This window comes from Shewanella morhuae (assembly GCF_003028295.1).
GTDB classification, from domain to species: domain Bacteria; phylum Pseudomonadota; class Gammaproteobacteria; order Enterobacterales; family Shewanellaceae; genus Shewanella; species Shewanella morhuae.
The window spans coordinates 602,894-621,773 of the sequence record NZ_PYSG01000002.1 but is presented as its reverse complement, the minus strand read 5'-3'; the positions used below and the strand labels follow the sequence as shown (position 1 = coordinate 621,773).

Genomic DNA, 18,880 nt, shown 5'->3' with positions numbered 1-18,880 from the left:
GTTTCATCCTCAATGCTCACAACTTAGAATTGATCTTCTTCGGTAGAACCTGTCAGTGCGGTCACTGATGAATGGCCACCTTGGATAACCGTAGTCACTTGGTCAAAATAACCTGTGCCCACTTCTTGTTGATGCGCGACGAAGGTGTAACCTTTTTTCGCTGCGGCAAACTCAACCTCTTGAACTTTCTCAACATAATGTTTCATGCCTTCGCCACGAGCGTAGTCGTAGGCTAAATCGAACATGTTGTACCACATGTTGTGAATACCGGCCAAAGTGATGAACTGGTACTTGTAGCCCATGTCTGATAGTGCTTGTTGGAAGCGCGCGATAGTGGCGTCGTCCAGATTTTTTTTCCAGTTGAACGAAGGTGAACAGTTATACGCCAGCAGTTGATCTGGGTATTGAGCATGAATCGCTTCAGCAAAAACACGCGCCTCTTCTAAATCCGGTTTAGCGGTTTCACACCAAATCAAATCCGCATAAGGTGCATAAGCAAGGCCACGAGAAATCGCTTGGTCAAGACCCGCTTTAACACGGTAGAAACCTTCGTTAGTGCGCTCACCTGTCACAAAATCACGGTCATATGGGTCACAATCTGAAGTTAACAAATCGGCCGCGTTAGCATCAGTTCGGGCGATAACCAGTGTATCCACTCCGCTCACGTCCGCCGCTAAACGTGCAGCAACCAGTTTTTGTACCGCTTCTTGGGTGGGCACTAATACCTTGCCGCCCATGTGACCACATTTTTTGACTGATGCTAACTGATCTTCAAAGTGAACACCGGCAGCACCTGCGTCGATCATCGACTTCATCAATTCAAATGCGTTTAATACACCGCCAAAACCGGCTTCTGCGTCAGCAATGATTGGCAGGAAGTAATCAACAAATTTTTCATCTTCAGGATTAACACCATTGCCCCACTGGATTTGGTCAGCACGACGGAAAGAGTTATTGATACGAGAAACCACCGCAGGTACTGAGTTCGCTGGGTATAAAGATTGATCTGGGTACATAGTGCCAGCTAAGTTGGCATCAGCAGCCACTTGCCAACCAGAAAGGTAAATCGCTTCGATACCCGCTTTCGCCTGTTGTACCGCTTGACCACCTGTTAATGCACCTAATGAGTTCACGTAACCTTTTTTAGCGCCGCCGTTCACCAGTTCCCATAATTTTGCCGCACCGCGTTTAGCAATAGTATTTTCAGGCACGATTGACCCGCGAAGTGCAACCACCTCTTCAGCAGTATAAGGACGACGTACATGTTTCCAACGTGGGTTTTCTGCCCAATCTCGCTTGATTGCATCAACTTGTTCTTGACGTGAAGTCTGAGTCGTTGCCTGATTTTTTGCATGAGTCATAGTGTCGCTCCTTGGTCTTTGATGTTGTCGCAAGCATGAAACTGCCCCAGTTTTATGCTTGCTAAATTATAGGGTTAGCGAAAATGCCAACCTCTGTTCAATCCTTTATGTGAAACAGTTAATGCAAAATCATTGCCTTTAAGCCGTCAGCATTTCATAACCGGGTAAGGTCAAAAAATCGACTAGTTCATCGGAGGTGGTAATATCTTCAAGCAACACCGCCGCTTGAGTAAATTTACCGTGGGTAAACCTGTCGTTTCCGAGCTCCTTTTTCACATTGACAAGCTCTTCCACCAACATATCTTTAAACAGCTGTTTAGTGACTAACTTGCCGTTTGACAATGACTTACCATGCTGGATCCACTGCCAAATTGAAGCTCTAGAAATTTCTGCAGTAGCCGCATCTTCCATCAAGCCATAAATAGGTACACAGCCATTACCACTGATCCATGCTTCTAAATATTGCAGCGCGATACGAATATTGAGACGCATACCTTGTTCAGTACGCTCACCGTCACAGGTTTTCAGTAGTTCGCTGGCGAGGATTGGTGCATCCACATCACGGGTGATATGCAATTGATTACAATGATCTTGACCTATGTACTCGTTGAAAATCCCCATTGCTGTATCAGCAAGACCTGGGTGTGCAACCCAAGTTCCATCGTGACCATTACGGGCTTCTAGCTCTTTATCTTTGCGAACCCGTTGTAATACCGCTTCATTTTCAACAGGATCTTTCGTCGGAATAAAGGCCGCCATACCGCCCATCGCTAATGCGCCGCGCTTGTGACAAGTCTTAATCAATAATCGTGAATAAGCGCTTAAAAAAGGCGTATCCATAGTCACCGCTTGGCGATCTGGCAGCACTCGGTCGCTGTGACGTTTTAATGTTTTGATATAACTAAAAATATAATCCCAGCGACCACAATTTAACGCGACGATGTTAGAGCGCAGTTCATAAAGAATTTCATCCATTTCAAATACTGCAGGTAGCGTCTCAATCAAGCAAGTACACTTAATGGTCCCAGGTTGCAGACAAAACCTATCCTCAACAAAAGCAAACACCTTTGCCCACCAACGCGCCTCTATATGACTTTCAAGTTTAGGAATATAAAAGTAGGGGCCGCTGCCTTTTGCCAGAAGTTGACGGTAGTTGTGGTAGAAATACAGCGCGAAATCGAATAGCGAACCAGGGATCGCGTCACCATTAAACTGCACATGTTTCTCTTTAAGGTGCAGCCCACGAACGCGGCAGATAAGCACTGCTGGATTTGGGCCTAATTTGTAATGCTTGCCGGTTTCTGGCGCTGTGTACTCAATATCGCCACGAACAGCATCACGTAAATTGATTTGGCCTTCGACGACTTTATCCCAGCTCGGTGCTAAAGAGTCTTCGAAATCAGCCATAAACACTTTAGCATTGGCATTTAGCGCATTGATTACCATTTTGCGCTCAACGGGACCAGTTATTTCCACGCGGCGGTCAAGCAAGTCATCGGGAATACCGCGAATTTGCCATGCACCATCACGGATAGCACGAGTTTCTGCTAAGAAGTCTGGCAATGACCCTTTATCTATTCGGGCTTGTTTTTCTTTACGCTTAGCCAGTAGCGTTGGCACTTCGCCGGCAAACTCACGGCAAAGGGACTCTAGTAATGTAATAGCACCTTCAGTAAAGATGACGTCTTGCCCAGGGATTTCGCGCCCCACAATATTAAGTGCAAAGTGGTTTGCAGTAGTATCCGGTGCTGAATTTAATTGCTGCTCACTCAAAGTATGTGCCGTCATCTTAATGCCCTCCCAAAAGGCTGAACCTTTACAAGCTTAACTACAGGTTTTGCAGTGATTAATAAAACCGCCATATTCAAAATTATTGCGTTTATAATCTCACCAAAAAACATCAAATGTTTGTTTCGAACTAAAACTTACCGATAAACGTTTGTATTTGCAACAGTCTAACCTGTCATTAAATAGCAGTAATTTTAATCGTTACCTTCATAATAATTGGTCTGACCAAGTAAACAATTAAACATCAAACAACTGATTTTTAAGTAATAAAAACAAGATACCGAACCCGTTCATTTAATGTCGGTTAAACTTGTCAGACAACTTTACCACGCCAACCACAAAGTAATAACTTACGTAATTAAATAACGATTAGTAATTTATTAATTACAGCTAATTCATCCTATTAGACCTAAGTAGAAAATCACCAACGTTTTGAACTCCAGCGAAGGTTAACAAGGTAAACAGATATAAATCATGCAGATAGGAAAGGTCGTACCACTGAATAATTTAAACGATCGTTTATATTTGACGTTTACGTAAACAGGATGTGCGGCGTTTTTAATATGAATGCTGCTTAGGGTTGCGTTTCTCGATCAACAAGGTGGGATGTGGTGGTTAACCCTAAAAATAAATTACTTTTTTCTAAAAAAATTGAAACAAATTTGAAATAATAACGAGGTAGCAGGAAATTCCGCATTTTTACACAAAATCATTACTCACAATAATTCTTGTAAGTCTTACCAAAAACCTCATTTCAAGATATTTGGCGATAGATAATCCGTTCAAACGATAAATAATGAAACATATGTTGCAATTAAAATGCAAATCATTATCATTCGCGACTAATTTAATTAGGGAAACCAAGATGAAACTATTTCCTTTATCGCTAACCGCACTCGCTTGTCTTTCTGTTTTATCTCATATGGCATATGCCGAATCGAATTCTGTTTCAGCAGATACTGAAGCTAATATTGAACGTATTACGGTTTATGGCAGACAAAACTCTGTTGTTAAAAACTCAGGACTTGCTACTAAATCCGATATGTCATTGATGGAAACCCCTGCAGCGGTTGTGATTGTTGATCAGGAACTGATCGAAGCCCAAGGCGCGACTCACCTTCAAGACTTGATCCGCAATATCAGCGGCGTCACTCAAGCAGGAAACAACTATGGTATTGGCGACAACTTAGTGATCCGTGGTTTAGGCGCTAATTACACCTATGACGGTATGTATGGTGGTGCAGGCTTAGGCAATACATTTAATCCAACACGATCTTTAACAAACGTTGAATCCGTTGAGGTATTAAAAGGCCCAGCAACTGGACTCTATGGTATGGGTAGCGCAGGTGGAGTGATTAACCTTATTGAAAAAAAGCCACAATTTGAGTCAAAACATAAATTTTCAGCTGAAGTGGGACAATGGGATACCTACTCCCTTGCACTAGATAGCACCGGTGGACTGAGCGACAATGTTGCCTACCGCTTAGTTGCAAAATCAGCCCGCAGTGATGGCTATCGCGATATCGGCACAGACAGAGACGAAATCTATGGCGCATTAAAATGGGTATTAAGTGATACCCAAGATTTAATGCTTTCAGGTGCTTACATTAAAGATGCTGTGGCTGTGGACTCTATCGGTCATCCAATCCGCATTTATAATGCAGATTCTGTTGGCGGCAAAAATGCAGAGGATGTGACTTGGCAAGATTTGATCAACGATCCTAACGGTAAAGGCATTCAGCTGACCGATGCGCAGCGTCAACAGCTTGCGGCCTCTTTATCAAATGGCGACGGTTTAACGCCCTATTCTTTTGGTGATGCGGGATTAATTTCACCAATGGCTAAGGATAATGAGGGCAAAGAGTTACGATTTAAACTGACCCATAATATTTACTTTAACGATAATTTATTCCTTAATCAGCAATTGCAATATCGCGATTATACCTCGGGATTCGCTCGCCAAACTGGCGCTTATAATTATGTCTATTGGAATAATAAAGGTGCTATCAATGCCGATCCCCGCGCACCTTTGGTTGAAAATGACGTGTTATATCCCTTTGCCGCCAGACGTCAGGAATATCGTAAACTTGATGCCGATGAGACTTCATGGCAGTACTTTGCCGATCTGCGTTATGACTTTCAGCTCGGCAGCATAGATAATGAATTATTGATCAATGCCAATTATGAAGATCGTAATATTCGTTTCAAACAATATTCTATTTATGATGCCGATCAAGTGCTTAAAGACAAATCAGGCAACATCACTTATCAGGGTAGTTTACCGTATATCTACGATATTCGTCGGCCTAATTGGGGCTCTGGCCGTTTTGAAGATTACGACCCACTCAAAACTGCTGACTATGATAAAAAAGTGAGTGCATGGGGTGTAGGCATACAGCATGTGGGATATCTTCCTTACGGCTTTACCACGCGAATTGGCGTAGCTTTTAATGAAATTAAACAAGCCTATGAGCATTTTGGCCTTGATCCCCGTTATAGCATCAGTCAATCCCAAGCAACACCAGAAGCAGATACAACTGACAACGGTATGACCTATAACCTTGGCTTAACCTATATGCCAATTGAAGATTTATCGTTTTTTATCAACCACTCCAAAGGGCGTACCGCCTACAGCGTGTTAGATGCAGTAAAAGGTAGTGATGCAGATCGTGATGATTCTGAATCAATCAGCAACGACTTAGGTATGCGCTTTAAGGCATTTGAAGATCAACTATTGGGATCACTGGTGCTATTTAAAAGTTCACGTACTAATGTGCCTTACGGTAACCCGGATTATACCAATGGGGTGCTAACGCCTAATATCCCTATCTATTTCTATGATGGTAGCGAAGATACTCAAGGGATTGAACTGGATCTCAATGCCCATCTCAATGAGCAGTGGCGCGTTAATCTTAACGGCATGTACCAAGATGCAAGAGATAAACAAAACCCGAATGACAAAGCAAACTACGATAGCCGTCAAAAGGGTGTTCCCTATGTCACCGCTAGTGCTTGGGTAACCTATGGCGCCGACTGGTTTACTTTACCAAGCCCGATTGAGCTGAGTCTAGGAGCTAAATTTGTTGATGATAGAAGCACACATTCAAGTTCTTTCGGTATCCCAGATGGCTATGTACCTAACTACACCGTCCTTGATTCTGCACTGAGTTACAGCACTAATACTTGGAAGGTGCAACTCAACATTAATAACTTGCTTAATAAAGACTACTATAGCAAAGCGATGTTCATCGGTGGTATGCCAGGTGAAGAACGTAACGTAAAACTACAGTACAGCTATAGTTTCTAGCACCAAATAGAAGATAAATGTTGATGTACTAGCCCAATAAAAAGAGAGCATTAACGCTCTCTTTTTATATCGAATAATTAAACAACATCATTGAATTAACTGACGTTTTCCTTATCGCCACGCATTAATGATTCTAACTCCGCCTTACCTCTATTAGATAAATCAACTAAAGCGGCTAAGTCATGCTGATGAGCGACGCTCTCTATAAACAGTTTTTTATCATGGTCAGCAAAAATCTTCACTCGCTGGCTGGCTTGAACTTGAGATAACCCTAAACCTTGCAGCACCTTTTCACTCGCACCGAGTGCAGAACCTAGCGTTTCACGAAATATGTCCGTTACTCCCAAACTCATCAAACGATAAGCATGATTACGATCCCTTGCCCGTGCAATAATATTAACGTGTGGGAAATGCATTTTTACTTGCTGGGCTATTTCGATAGAATCCTCAACACTATCAACGGCAAGTAATAACAAACGCGAGCGGGCAATCCCCGCAGACATCAACATATCTAAACGCCTAGCGTCGCCAAAATACACTTCACCACCGTATTTACGAATAACGTCCACATGGCTAGCATCTTTATCTAAAGCCACAAAAGGGATCCCAGATGATGCCAGAATACGACCGGTAATTTGGCCCACACGACCAAAGCCTGCAATCACCACTTCAGACTCAGTAACATTAATGGTATCAGGCAAACGCGTGTCTACATCCTTAGGTTTAGTGGCGCGAAACAAGGTAAAGAGCAGCGGAGTAATCGCCATAGATAAGCCAATGGCAAGCACTAGTATTTGAGCGATTTTATCGCCAAGGATCCCAGATATCTGTGCTTGCGATAATAGTACAAATGCAAATTCACCACCTTCAGCAAGAATAAGCCCAAGTGCAATACTCGGCCGCCACTTATGGTGCCTAATGCGGCCAAGCAACATTAATACAATGGTTTTAATCAGCAACATACTAATTAAAATGCCTAAGATGACTAATGGATCGGTTAAGAATAACTTCAAATCCATACTCATACCGACTGCCATAAAAAATAGCCCGAGCAATAATCCCTTAAAAGGCTCGATATCAGTTTCGAGTTGATGGCGATAACTGGAGTTTGCAAGCATAATACCCGCAAGAAAAGCTCCCATCCCCGCAGAGAGCCCTAACCACTCCATTAACTCAGCACTACCCATCACCAATAACAATGCAAAAGCAGTCAGCACTTCACGTACTCCGCTGCTTGCAACGAGCCTAAGTATTCTGGGCAATAGATATTTGCCCACGAGTACAAAACCAATTAATGCGAGACTAGTCCAATACCAAGGAACAGTGTGATGCTCAATCTGAGCAGAGTTTGGCGCTAAATATGCCGTCAGCAGTAACATGGGGATCACGGCAAGATCTTGCAGTAATAAAACACCAAAAGCATCACGTCCGAGCGGTGTAGTGAGTAATCTATGCTCATTCATCAGTTGCACTGCAAAAGCCGTTGATGATAAAGATAACGCCGCGCCAACCACTAGAGCGGCCTCTACCGGCAAACCAAAGCCCCAAGCTAACCCGCCAATCGCGGCCCATGACAATAACAACTGGCCGCTACCTAAACCAAAAATAGCACTGCGTAGTTCCCATAATTTACTTGGGTTCAACTCAAGCCCCAGCACAAACAACATCAATACCACACCCAACTCGGCAAAGTGCAATACAGCAGCGGGGTCAGAAACCAATGCCATGCCACCTGGGCCTAAAATAATCCCTGCAGCAAGGTAGGAAAGAATTGGGCCGGCGCCAAAACGTTTGCCCAAAGGAACAAAGATGACTGCAGCTAATAAAAAAAGTAGCACTGAGGTGAGTAAACTCGAGTGTTCCATGAAGGCTCCAACAGAGAAAAGAAAACACATAATTACATCAAGTAACCCCGCCACAGCGAGTGTAACGATCAGCTATGGTATCCCATTTATTTATAAACAAGGTCAAGGCAATTCAGTAAATAGTATAATTTTTTTGATGTTAACAATGTTTAGAGACGAGAAAACACACAAAGGATATGGTTAAAGACAATAAGATCTAATAAGCCCTGCTTATATGGCTAGCAGCCTATAACACTAGCGTAACAAACTCGATGTTGTGAACTTAGGAGTAGCAGTCAATACGTAACCGACCACTTAATAGCTAATACTTTTTAGGATATTGAGGTTGATGCAACATAGCGCCGTAAATCTGTAGCTTGCTGATCGCACTTAAGTGCTTCGGAATAACGCACAACGGTGTTACGACCAAGAGATTTAGCAGCATAAAGCGCCATGTCGGCACGATGAAATAATGGATCGAGACTCAAATCATCAGCCATTAAACCACTCACGCCAAAACTCGCAGTAATAACAAATTTATGACCAGAATGCTGTGTCTCTATCGCTTCGATGCGTGCTCGACACAGCTCCGCCACTTCCATGCCTTTTTCTTCATTCGCGTAAGGCAGCAGAATCGCAAACTCTTCACCACCAATACGGGCAAATACATCTCCATTACGAATATAGGATTTTAAAGAATCTGCGACCTTCTTTAGCACCCAATCGCCCGTACCATGACCATAGGAATCATTGATATGTTTGAATAAATCTAAATCAAATAAAATGACACAAAAATCCCCACCGCGGGCAGTGGCTTGCACAAAAAGGTTTTCCCCCAATTCCTGTCCAGCACCACGATTCAATATGCCCGTCAGTGCATCCATTCTCGCCATACGCATAAATTTACGTTTCTGCGCATGACCAACTGCCAGTAAAATACCGAGAAAGAACAATCCCCCTAAAAGAATAGTGATAAACATCAGCATATTAGTATATTCACGTTCTTTTACTGTTTGCTGAGCGACATAAAGCTCACGTTCCTTATTTAATAAATTAATTTCACGTGACTGTTCATCAGCATTAAACTTTGCCGCCTGATACGCTAACATTTTCATTTTCGCTTCATCAAACATCAGCTGATTGTAATACTGCTCTTTTTTCGAATACACATAGGCTTGTTCAAACTGTTTATTCTCAGCATTTAAGCCAGCTAACACTTTAAAGACAATATGCTTTAAATCAGTATAACTAGGATCATCAGGTAACGACGTAACGAACTTGGCATGCTCGACCGCATCAGCAAATTGCTTGAGTGCAAAATACGCTTCGGTCAACAAAGAATGGACACTATTAATTTCTAGTTGAAAGTTAAAAGACTCGTACCCCTTTAAAGCACTCAAGAGCAAAGGGACTGAAGCAGAGTACTCCTGTAATCTTAACTTAGACTCTCCCATCCCTTTCATTGCAATAAACGAAATCAATGGGAAACCATTCGACTCACAAAAATCGTGCGTGTACTGGAATTCATCAAATGCCTTGTCATATATTTCAAGCTCTAACTGATAAACTGATAAATACAACTTTGCAGTACAAATATCTTTTACATTATCTGCTGAAGCAAGCGATTGTGCCTTAGCCGCGTAGGTTCCCACCTCTTCTTTTACGCCCATTGCAGAGTACAAACTGGCTAAACGTAGATATGCAGCACGTTTTATATCTATATTATCTATTCGATCTATTAACCCTAGGCTTTTGCTCATTACAACAAAAGCGTCTTTAAAGTTCCGTAGGGCTATGTACGCCGTTGCCTCATAGCTATAGGCCGAAAATAAATAATCGCTATTTTGAACTAAATTTTCAGATTGAATTAACTTATCTAGGGCTTCTTGATATTGACCTGAATAAATAAATGAAGTCCCTTTAAATACCAATAAGCGCCCTTGTTGAAAACGCGTCATATGCTCGAAATCAGCTTCAAGCTCATGGAGCTTAGTGATTGCACTTTGCATATCGGTATGTTGTAGCTGCTCCAGATCAGCTAATACCTCATCAAAATTGATAGTTGCAGCAATTAAGGGCATACAATATATGCCCGAAAATAACCACAAAAAAGCGCACAGGAGTTTCAATTACTCACCATTACCATGGGAAATAACTAAGTAGGCTTTACAATCATCATTCCCACTCAAGCTTTTCAGTTTTTCCATGTCTCCCGACATGATGGCTGCAATTTCTTCATCACTTAACCCATGGGCGCGCATTACGGCCTCAGGATCCAGTTGATACGCTTGCATCAACTGTGCATCTTGGCCTAACTGAGTAAAAAAATCGGATAATGCAGACATACTTTTTCCTTATTTTAATAATGACTTCCGAATTCAACTCAGAAGTACGGCACTCGCAATTAGCCTAATTCTTCAGGTCTAATGCCTAATTTGGTTAAAATAGCATAGTTGTATTCGAGTTTTTTTGCTGGCGGGATCAGCAAAGTACTGATGGGAGACAAGTTTGCCTCGGGCAGCTTACTCAACGACAAATACTCAATTCTAGGAGCTTGAATCGGTAAATTAGCAGCCTCGTAGATCACCACTTGATGATCCCATGGATACCATTGATACAGTTGTTCAACCAAAATCTGTAGCCTATCACTCGTAGTATGAAACTGAGTTAAGGTATGTTCGCCAGCAATAGCAATTTGCCATAACAACAAATGAGTTGTCGGATCGGGAACATGATTAAAGAACATAAACTGGCTGGCTTCAAAACTTTGGTGTCCTGAATTACCAGGGTCTATATCTAAATCTGCCCATAAACACGCCTCGGCCGATATCCCAGGCTCCATCTTTGCAGCAAACCCCTCTGCCCTCGCAAGCTTAATCGCTAAGTGGGACACGCAAGCAAATACACCGGGGTGACCATAAAGCGCGCACACTGTTTTTTTTCCGGCTCTCACAGCGTCCAAAATTGCACTCACCATTTGCTCATAGGTCTCACGGCGATTTTTCACTTCGCCATCTTGAGCATAAAACGGCTGCAAATTGATGACATTAGGATTAATTGTCTGGATCCAACGCTGCGAAAAACCATCGGGCAGGAGTGAAAACACGACATCGGCGTGCTCAATATAACTGCGGCTCATCACACTGATCTGTCCGGCCAGCTGTAAACCCGTGCCTACGCAAACTAAAGAACCCAAAGCATCTATCCCAATATTTTATTTCAAACACTGCGAACTCATAACTAAAGCCACAGCACAAGAACATAATAAAAACATATTGGTAACTTTAATCTGATTTACGCAAGATTACTATGGTTATCGCCACATAAACGGTTTATCAACTTACTGACTAATTGCTTGGCTTTAAAGAAGAAATCGAACTCCCATTTCCATTTTTCAATCCTGTCAGCAGTAAAGCAGTACGGTTCAGAGGCTGAAAAATCCCACCCACAGCTGCCAAGTGACTTCCAGTAATAAATATCCTGAAAGATAGAGAACTAAAGCCAACATCACGGGTCGAAAAGTCACACAATTCTATCTATGACGGCAGCAAAGCCCGATTGCCCTTGTCATGAGGGGGAATGCTTGGGTATTATGGCCGCCAGATTTTCAGAAGTAGCGCATACAATGATCAATAAAAAGCAAAGTCTTACCCTGTTGAGCGCTGTAGCGCTCTCTGTTTCGCTCAGTGCCTGTAGCGTATTCGATTGGTTGATATATAAACCTGACATTCCACAAGGTAACTACATGGAACCGCAGCAAGTTGAAAAGTTGCGTATTGATATGACTAAGGAACAGGCCGAATACATCCTTGGGCGCCCTGTGTTACGTGATAGTTTTGCCAACGATACTTGGTATTATGTGTATCATTATAAAAGTGGCCGTGATGCGAGCATTGTTCATAAAGAACTTATTTTGCACTTTACAGGTGACAAACTCACTGCAGTGAACGGCGATTATGAGCTGAACAAAGAATTTAATACACCACTAGAACAAAGTAGTTTACCCACGAGTAATAAAACCGAGTTAGTGCCGCAGATCCCATTACAACGCCCTGATGAAAAACCATTAGTTCAAGAAAACGAAACTGAAGCACAAATAACAAAACCAATAAAGTAGTATCGCAGATTATGTAACTAGCCTAATTGAAAATGCGATAAAAAAGCACTCAACAATGAGTGCTTTTTTCAGCTCACGTTTTTTGATGATAAAGAGCACTGCCATTGCAGGGCTCTTTATTAGCGCTATAAACTTACTACTTACGCTCGCCCGCCCGTCACTTTATTTGCTCGGCCTTCATCCTTCGCTTTATCTGCCCGACGCCGACGAACATCTTTGGGATCGGCAATTAGAGGACGATAAATCTCAACCCTTTGCCCCGGTAAAATCTCTTGGTCATGTTTAACCACATTGCTAAATACACCTAATTTGACGGTATCCAAATCAATCTCAGGGAAAAAGCTGACTATGTTACTCAAACGTACTACCTCTATCGCAGAGGTACCGGGACTGACATTCACCGGAATAACTTTTTGCTGCGTGGGCAATGCATAAACGACATCGACCACAAACTTATCTGTTTCATTTGTCATTATAAATCACCTTAGCTCGGCTGGTAAAAGCGGTTACCATTGACATCATAAGATCATTAAACACTTTGCCAAAAGCCATATCGGCTAACGAGTTTGAAAACTCAAAACTCAATTCAAACTCTACTTTGCAGGCATCTTCAGTCAGTTCGGTAAAACGCCATTGCCCAAGTAAATGCTTAAAGGGTCCATTTTCTAACGTTAAATCAATACGCTTACCAGGAATGACCTGATTACGGGTTGTAAACGTCTTACGGATCCCTGCTTTGCTCACATCCACAGATGCCAGCATAGTCTGGCCATCAAACTCGAGGACCTTGCCTCCTACACACCCTGGTAAAAACTCTTTATATGACTCAACATCGTTGACTAAGTTATACATTTGCATCGCACTAAAACGGACTAACACACTTCGAGAAATTTGCGGCATAGGACCTAGCACTCTTTACTAACGTATTCACGCAACCCTAATAAACTCAAAATACACTAAAAAAATCATGTGCATAAAAGAAGCAATTAAGGAAGCAATCGAAATTTGCTCAGATTTTATCACGATACACAAAAAACGCACCCCTTGCACGGCGCCGCGCAGTTAGCTCAATAACGATATTGCGTTCAAAAAAACAGCAACAACACGATGAAGCCTTGAAATTCACTAAATAAACCCTTATATCAATATCAAATTGATTCTCCGTGCGTATAATGGCGGCACTATGGTAAAGAAAAAATCAAGCAAAGCAGCGCCTGCGACTATCGCACGTAATAAGCGCGCAACCTTCGAATACCGTTTCGAAGAAAAAATGGAAGCTGGACTATCTCTTATGGGATGGGAAGTTAAATCTATTCGTATGGGTAAGGTAAACCTGTCCGACTGCTACGTATTTTTGAAAAATGGTGAAGCCTTCATGCATGGCTGTACCATTATTCCCCTAAATACAGCATCGACACATGTAATCTGTGACCCTTTACGTCTAAAAAAACTACTACTCAACCGTAAAGAACTCGATAAACTAGCAGGCTTAGTCGAGCGTCAAGGCTATTCCATCATTCCTATCTCAATGTACTGGCGTAAAGGTGCGTGGGTGAAAGTGGAAATAGGTCTGGGTAAAGGTAAAAAAGATCACGATAAACGCGAAGATACTAAAGCGCGTGAATGGGAAGTAGAAAAAGCCCGAGTGATGAAAAAAGAGAAAATGCACGGATAATGAACAAACGATTGAACTTGAAGTAAATGATGCTAGGTGATCATTAGACTACGGGTTACAATCAACGTCTTGGGGGCGATTCTGGATTCGACAGGATTCACGAAACCCTGGGAGCATGCCGAGGGGCGGTTGGCCTCGTAAAAAGCCGCACCGTTATAGTTGCAAACGACTCTAACTACTCTCTAGCAGCTTAGGCTAGCTAGCCATCTGACACATGTTTCTCAAATGGGCAGTGTATACAGATGGTCATATTACATTTGATAGCGAGGGAACTCTGTCCGGGGGTGAACCGCGAAATAGTACCGGACTCACCCAATGAAATCCTGTCTTTCGGAGTTTATTCGGGTTAACTAAAAGAGAGACTAAGCATGTAGCGCCTTGGATGTAGGTGTTCTGGACGCGGGTTCAAGTCCCGCCGCCTCCACCAAATAACATAAAGGACTGATTCCGCTAAGGTTTCAGTCCTTTTTCTTATCTGAAATTTAACAAGCCTGCACGACCAAAATGTGCAATATATATCACTATTTTCAGATATAACGAGCTTGAAAGGTTAACCTACTCGTCTGAAAGATTATCCTATATTAGGCTGTGCAAAAACCCGTTCACCTAATGAGTTCAATATCTTACATTCACCTTCGAGTACCGCGATAATTGATTTTCCCTTACGAAAACTTGCAGGTATCATCACGCGCCCCAACTCACTAATCGATAAACCATCGAGTACAGCATTGTGCATAATTAATCCTACAGGCGCGTCATAATATAAAACAGTTACAGTAGCTTGATTTACTTGCATCATTTTAAACTCACATTAAGCAGCGTCAGCTGCGTTCTCAATCACCTAGCAAGAGCGCTCCTGCCCTTGTAGCTAACATAACCCCAAGACACCACCAAAAAACTAAGATATTACCTAGCCGTTTGACACACCGTTTCCGAACTATACGGCATCGTACTGTATATTTTGGATATTTAATCACTTTAACAAAAAGATGCCAAAACATGTCAATAATGTTACTTAAAAACTCGAAATAGATAATGGAGATAAATCAATGTACTTTTATCAATGTAACGTAAGCGTCTTATACGCGAGTTATTCATCATTTATTTCGCTTTAAATCCCACTCTAAAACCGCCCCAGTGTTTTTTGTTAACAAAAATGGGAACAGATAGATCATGCATGACCTCGCCCGTATCACGTTTATAGGTTTGTAGTAATACAGGTTCTATATGACCGCCACAACGGATTCCAGTCGGATCATTAAAAAGGCGTTTAGTACGATTGTGCACTATATCGATATCAATTTTACCTGTCAGGGCTTGGCTAAAACGCTGATTGTGCGTTGGGAAATAACCTTTTTTATCAACCGCTCCCGCATAAATAATTTCACTGTATTTTGCCAATATCGGTTCTTGGATAGCTGGAAAGTGCTGATCGGTATAGCGATCGAATGCCGTGCTGTATTTTTGCGGATTTGTATTCGTAATGGGTTGGTATTGAGGATTAAATAAATCGGATTCACTGAAAACCTTATTGACTAAACCCTGTAATAATATCGCACCACACGCTTGAGCGGCAGCATTAGCCAACTGTAAAACTTGCTGATCAAAAGTGTGCGTGTCCCACTCAGAAAGCGCTCTAAAAATCCCTTCGGTAGTTAAAGACAAGGTAAATGCCTGCTCTGATACACTTAGGCTTTGTTTACCTGTGTTGGCTAAAGAGTCACGAATTTGCGTCACCGAACGGCTAATATCATTTGTGGTGTTGTTATATTGTTTGAATGAATCCTCCATATCCTCAAGGGCTTGAGCAGATTGCGTCACTGAAATTGAAATGTCGGTAAAGTGTTCATCCAACTCGCCCATAGCCGCAACCACATCGGCAGTTTGCGTCACGACTCTTTCCATTAATCCCGAGGTTTTATCCGTTTCGCTGCGGATTTCTAAGAGCATTTTACCAATATCTTGAGTCGCATCCGCCGTTTTACCCGCAAGACTACGTACTTCGTCAGCTACAACAGCAAAGCCTCGCCCCTGTTCGCCGGCTCGTGCCGCTTCTATTGCAGCATTTAATGCTAAAAGGTTAGTTTGCTGTGCAACAGTATCTATCACTTCGGTAATTTTTTGGATTTGCTCAGCTCGTGATTTAAGTGTCTGTACTTGCTCTGCGGCAGTATCAATATCAACACTAAGAGAGCGGATCGCCGTAACACTTTTTTGCGCTTGGCTACGTCCTTGGACGCTAACGCGCTCGGCTTCTTGTGCTTGAGCTAAAATATCAGCTGCATTGTCGCCAAGCTGTGCGGTAGTTTGGCTTAGTTGCCCTGCGGCGACGGCAATTGCACTGGCATGTTCACCGTTAGATTCTATCGATTTATTAAGTAAATCAATAAAGTGAGAAACCTCAGCTGAACCAATTGCGATTTTACTTGTTAGTATACTGATGTCATGGGCTGGGGCATTTTTATCTTGCAATGCCTTGCTATTGGCTTCATCCATGTCGAGCTCAATCTTTGATGAGCGCATCATGAGCCACATCACAATACCCGCGGCGATAATACCTACTAACAGGGCTTGCAAACTATCGGGAAGATTCAACCACGCTAATAATAAATGGCTAAGGGTAACAAGCACTAAACTGATGAATATTAAAATTTTATGCTGGATTTTCATGTTCTTCCCGTAGCAATAATAAGGTCAAGATGAAGAATGAATGCAAAGGGTCTAATCATTCAATAGAAGGCACTGCAACTAAGCGATAACAAGCCCTGTTAGGTTAGCTTGAATAAAAATACTATTCGTTTTTTAGTCTATTCCTCTGAATAAAGTAGATAATTTATTTATCCACATTCATAAAGCTAGCTCAAAACTATCATCAACCGTCTCACCGACGTATGGCGTGAGTCTACATTTATCGCAATGTGACCTTAATTGCTATTGAAATGTTACTTTTTGATAAAGCAAACTTCATGTTGAAATGCGCGCTATGTCGTCTTCTGCACAAGAAATCCTACCGGAACGGCTGCACATATGCCGAGAAAACTGCTAATATCGGCGCAATTTTTTGAGCTAACGAGATCAAGATGGGCAGAGCATATCAAAACAAGAAAGAATCCATGGCGAAAACAGCAGGTCAAAAAACCCGCATTTATTCACGCTACGGTAAAGAGATATACGTCGTTGCTAAACAAGGCGGCGTTGAACCTGATGGAAATTTATCACTACGCCGTTTGATTGAGCGCGCAAAGAAAGATCAAGTCCCAGCACATGTTATTGAGCGCGCAATTGAAAAAGCCAAAGGCAGTGGCGGTGAAGATTACGATACTGCCCGTTACGAAGGTTTTGGCCCTGGCAACTGTATGGTCATTGTTGACTGCTTAACCGATAACGTAAAACGTACCTTCACTGAAGTGCGTCAAGCCTTTGTGAAAAACGATGCCAAACTCGGTAGCCCAGGTACAGTCGGCCACATGTTTGATCATCAAGCCGTGTTCGTGTTTGCCGGCGATGACGAAGATGCGATTTTAGAACTGCTGATGATGGCTGACGTTGATGTAAGCGATGTTGAGCTGGAAGATGGCTTAATCACAGTCTATGCGCCGCACACTGAGTACTTTAAAGTTAAAACGGCACTCACTGATGCTATGCCAGATATCAACTTTGAATTCGACAACATCACCTTCGTACCGCAAGACATGGTAAAAGTTGAAGGTGAAGATGTCGCCATGTTTGAGAAGTTTATCGCCGCATTAGAAGATTGTGACGACGTACAAAACGTCTATCACAATGCAGAAATCGACGAGTAATATCACCTGGTGATACTCATTAAAACGTAGATTTTGAACAATGCCGTCCACTTAAGTTGGGCGGCATTTTTATTTATATGATCGCCAACTGTGCAGCATAATATTGTGCATTAACTGACAGGAAAAATAATATTTGAATTTATTCATTGATGAAAAGCCAGTAATACAAAAAGGGCCGTTTAGGCCCTTTTTGGTGTTCATCTAAAATGATGAGTGATAACTAAAACCTAACGTAGATCCATTTCTTGAATAATTTCATGGGCGATAGCTGGTGTAGTGCAACTTGGCTTTTCATGTAAATCGGCTTTCAGCTGCCCTTTACGATGTTTAAGTGCTGTATCAAGTTTTTTAGCTGCTGCTGCAATTGCAGGATACATCACTTGATCATTACCCGAAGCAGCAATACGTGCACCTTCATAATTGGTACGAATTTCAACTTGATACTCGCCATGTTCCTTCGAGATAATAATATCAAGTGCGACCAAAGAGGGAAAATGAGTAGCGATTTTAGCAAATTTATCGTTAACATCTTCTCTAACAGAATCAGTAACATCAACGTGGTGACCAGAAATATTTATTTTCATAGATTGTCCCTTTTAGTGTCATTACTTTTTTTTCGCTTCACTATTAGAGCTTGGGGCATGCAGGATAAAACACAAGCCTTATTCGTAAATATTTAGCTCAACACTGGTATTAGCACCTCCTAAATATGACATCTATCAAGAAACTGCAACTACCACCCCCGTTAAAACAACATTAAACATCTAATTTTTAAACATTTAATTATTTTTAGCATATTACAAATATTTAAATAACCTAAGAATAGTACGGTTATATTTACATTATACTAATCACATTAACTATCTAATCAGTTCAGAGCCGCACAGGTATTTCAATCCGAGGCGCATTAACGCAGAAATGGTTATTCCCTTTTAAGTCAATGCAACATGGGAGTGGGATGCCTATGAGACTCCCAAAGGGCGGC

The 18,880-nt window shown here is 42.0% G+C and carries 15 protein-coding genes and 1 other RNA gene; 5 read left to right on the top strand and 11 right to left on the bottom strand.

Annotated features, from left to right (window positions below):
- Positions 1-23 precede the first annotated feature (23 nt).
- On the bottom strand, positions 24-1,361 hold the full coding sequence (gene aceA / locus C9I43_RS03260) for an isocitrate lyase (protein ID WP_076496892.1): 1,338 nt from the start codon (positions 1,359-1,361) through the stop codon (positions 24-26).
- Positions 1,362-1,499: 138 nt separating this feature from the next.
- Positions 1,500-3,149 (bottom strand): malate synthase A, encoded by a 1,650-nt coding sequence (gene aceB, locus C9I43_RS03255; protein WP_076496893.1) that lies wholly within the window; start codon positions 3,147-3,149, stop codon positions 1,500-1,502.
- Positions 3,150-4,014: 865 nt separating this feature from the next.
- Here aceB and C9I43_RS03250 point away from each other — a divergent pair.
- Positions 4,015-6,456 carry a TonB-dependent receptor gene (locus C9I43_RS03250; RefSeq protein WP_107882075.1) on the top strand — a complete coding sequence of 814 codons (2,442 nt, stop codon included), beginning with the start codon at positions 4,015-4,017 and terminating at the stop codon, positions 6,454-6,456.
- Between the two features lie 95 nt (positions 6,457-6,551).
- Here the strand turns inward: C9I43_RS03250 and C9I43_RS03245 are convergent, their stop codons facing one another.
- The 4 genes from C9I43_RS03245 to C9I43_RS03230 form a co-directional block, all read right to left on the bottom strand.
- Positions 6,552-8,321, bottom strand: a complete 1,770-nt coding sequence (locus C9I43_RS03245) for a monovalent cation:proton antiporter-2 (CPA2) family protein (RefSeq protein ID WP_107882073.1) — start codon at positions 8,319-8,321, stop codon at positions 6,552-6,554.
- Positions 8,322-8,632: 311 nt separating this feature from the next.
- Positions 8,633-10,381: a GGDEF domain-containing protein gene (locus C9I43_RS03240; RefSeq protein WP_107884016.1), complete on the bottom strand. Its 1,749-nt coding sequence runs from the start codon at positions 10,379-10,381 to the stop codon at positions 8,633-8,635.
- A 48-nt stretch (positions 10,382-10,429) separates the two neighbouring features.
- Positions 10,430-10,645, bottom strand: a complete 216-nt coding sequence (locus C9I43_RS03235; protein ID WP_107882071.1) for a hypothetical protein — start codon at positions 10,643-10,645, stop codon at positions 10,430-10,432.
- A gap of 59 nt (positions 10,646-10,704) precedes the next feature.
- Complete coding sequence (locus tag C9I43_RS03230) at positions 10,705-11,496, bottom strand: SAM-dependent methyltransferase (protein ID WP_107882069.1); 792 nt, start codon at positions 11,494-11,496, stop codon at positions 10,705-10,707.
- Positions 11,497-11,925: 429 nt separating this feature from the next.
- On the opposite strand from C9I43_RS03230, the gene C9I43_RS03225 reads away from it, so the two are divergent.
- Positions 11,926-12,417: an outer membrane protein assembly factor BamE gene (locus C9I43_RS03225; protein WP_107884014.1), complete on the top strand. Its 492-nt coding sequence runs from the start codon at positions 11,926-11,928 to the stop codon at positions 12,415-12,417.
- A gap of 140 nt (positions 12,418-12,557) precedes the next feature.
- On the opposite strand, the gene C9I43_RS03220 is transcribed toward C9I43_RS03225, so the two are convergent.
- Complete coding sequence (locus C9I43_RS03220) at positions 12,558-12,890, bottom strand: RnfH family protein (protein ID WP_107882067.1); 333 nt, start codon at positions 12,888-12,890, stop codon at positions 12,558-12,560.
- Positions 12,880-13,317 carry a type II toxin-antitoxin system RatA family toxin gene (locus C9I43_RS03215; RefSeq protein ID WP_076496899.1) on the bottom strand — a complete coding sequence of 146 codons (438 nt, stop codon included), beginning with the start codon at positions 13,315-13,317 and terminating at the stop codon, positions 12,880-12,882. The genes C9I43_RS03220 and C9I43_RS03215 overlap by 11 nt, the downstream gene beginning before the upstream one ends.
- Before the next feature lie 283 nt (positions 13,318-13,600).
- Between C9I43_RS03215 and smpB the strand changes: the two genes are divergently transcribed.
- Both smpB and ssrA read left to right on the top strand, forming a co-directional pair.
- The gene (smpB, locus tag C9I43_RS03210; protein WP_076496900.1) at positions 13,601-14,092 is read left to right on the top strand and encodes an SsrA-binding protein SmpB; all 492 of its coding nucleotides are present in this window, start codon (positions 13,601-13,603) and stop codon (positions 14,090-14,092) included.
- Between the two features lie 71 nt (positions 14,093-14,163).
- Positions 14,164-14,519, top strand: a transfer-messenger RNA (tmRNA) gene (gene ssrA, locus C9I43_RS03205).
- A gap of 144 nt (positions 14,520-14,663) precedes the next feature.
- Here ssrA and C9I43_RS03200 read toward each other — a convergent pair.
- Together C9I43_RS03200 and C9I43_RS03195 are read right to left on the bottom strand one after the other, a co-directional pair.
- A complete protein-coding gene (locus C9I43_RS03200; protein ID WP_107884012.1) occupies positions 14,664-14,888 on the bottom strand; it encodes a TIGR02922 family protein in 225 nt (74 codons plus the stop codon).
- A 305-nt stretch (positions 14,889-15,193) separates the two neighbouring features.
- Positions 15,194-16,762 (bottom strand): methyl-accepting chemotaxis protein, encoded by a 1,569-nt coding sequence (locus tag C9I43_RS03195; RefSeq protein WP_107882065.1) that lies wholly within the window; start codon positions 16,760-16,762, stop codon positions 15,194-15,196.
- 410 nt (positions 16,763-17,172) lie between these two features.
- Here C9I43_RS03195 and C9I43_RS03190 point away from each other — a divergent pair, with 410 nt between their 5' ends.
- Positions 17,173-17,895, top strand: a complete 723-nt coding sequence (locus tag C9I43_RS03190) for a YebC/PmpR family DNA-binding transcriptional regulator (protein ID WP_107882063.1) — start codon at positions 17,173-17,175, stop codon at positions 17,893-17,895.
- Between the two features lie 227 nt (positions 17,896-18,122).
- On the opposite strand, the gene hpf is transcribed toward C9I43_RS03190, so the two are convergent.
- Positions 18,123-18,479, bottom strand: coding sequence for a ribosome hibernation-promoting factor, HPF/YfiA family (gene hpf, locus C9I43_RS03185; RefSeq protein ID WP_076496903.1), 357 nt, complete (start codon positions 18,477-18,479; stop codon positions 18,123-18,125).
- Positions 18,480-18,880 lie beyond the last annotated feature (401 nt).

Coding starts and splice junctions, on each gene's coding strand:
- aceA (WP_076496892.1), bottom strand. CDS start 1,361: ATGACTCATGCAAAAAATCAGGCAACGACTCAGACTTCACGTCAAGAA.
- C9I43_RS03220 (WP_107882067.1), bottom strand. CDS start 12,890: ATGACAAATGAAACAGATAAGTTTGTGGTCGATGTCGTTTATGCATTG.
- smpB (WP_076496900.1), top strand. CDS start 13,601: ATGGTAAAGAAAAAATCAAGCAAAGCAGCGCCTGCGACTATCGCACGT.
- aceB (WP_076496893.1), bottom strand. CDS start 3,149: ATGACGGCACATACTTTGAGTGAGCAGCAATTAAATTCAGCACCGGAT.
- C9I43_RS03225 (WP_107884014.1), top strand. CDS start 11,926: ATGATCAATAAAAAGCAAAGTCTTACCCTGTTGAGCGCTGTAGCGCTC.
- C9I43_RS03200 (WP_107884012.1), bottom strand. CDS start 14,888: ATGCAAGTAAATCAAGCTACTGTAACTGTTTTATATTATGACGCGCCT.
- C9I43_RS03240 (WP_107884016.1), bottom strand. CDS start 10,381: ATGCCCTTAATTGCTGCAACTATCAATTTTGATGAGGTATTAGCTGAT.
- C9I43_RS03215 (WP_076496899.1), bottom strand. CDS start 13,317: ATGCCGCAAATTTCTCGAAGTGTGTTAGTCCGTTTTAGTGCGATGCAA.
- C9I43_RS03195 (WP_107882065.1), bottom strand. CDS start 16,762: ATGAAAATCCAGCATAAAATTTTAATATTCATCAGTTTAGTGCTTGTT.
- C9I43_RS03235 (WP_107882071.1), bottom strand. CDS start 10,645: ATGTCTGCATTATCCGATTTTTTTACTCAGTTAGGCCAAGATGCACAG.
- C9I43_RS03250 (WP_107882075.1), top strand. CDS start 4,015: ATGAAACTATTTCCTTTATCGCTAACCGCACTCGCTTGTCTTTCTGTT.
- hpf (WP_076496903.1), bottom strand. CDS start 18,479: ATGAAAATAAATATTTCTGGTCACCACGTTGATGTTACTGATTCTGTT.
- C9I43_RS03245 (WP_107882073.1), bottom strand. CDS start 8,321: ATGGAACACTCGAGTTTACTCACCTCAGTGCTACTTTTTTTATTAGCT.
- C9I43_RS03190 (WP_107882063.1), top strand. CDS start 17,173: ATGGGCAGAGCATATCAAAACAAGAAAGAATCCATGGCGAAAACAGCA.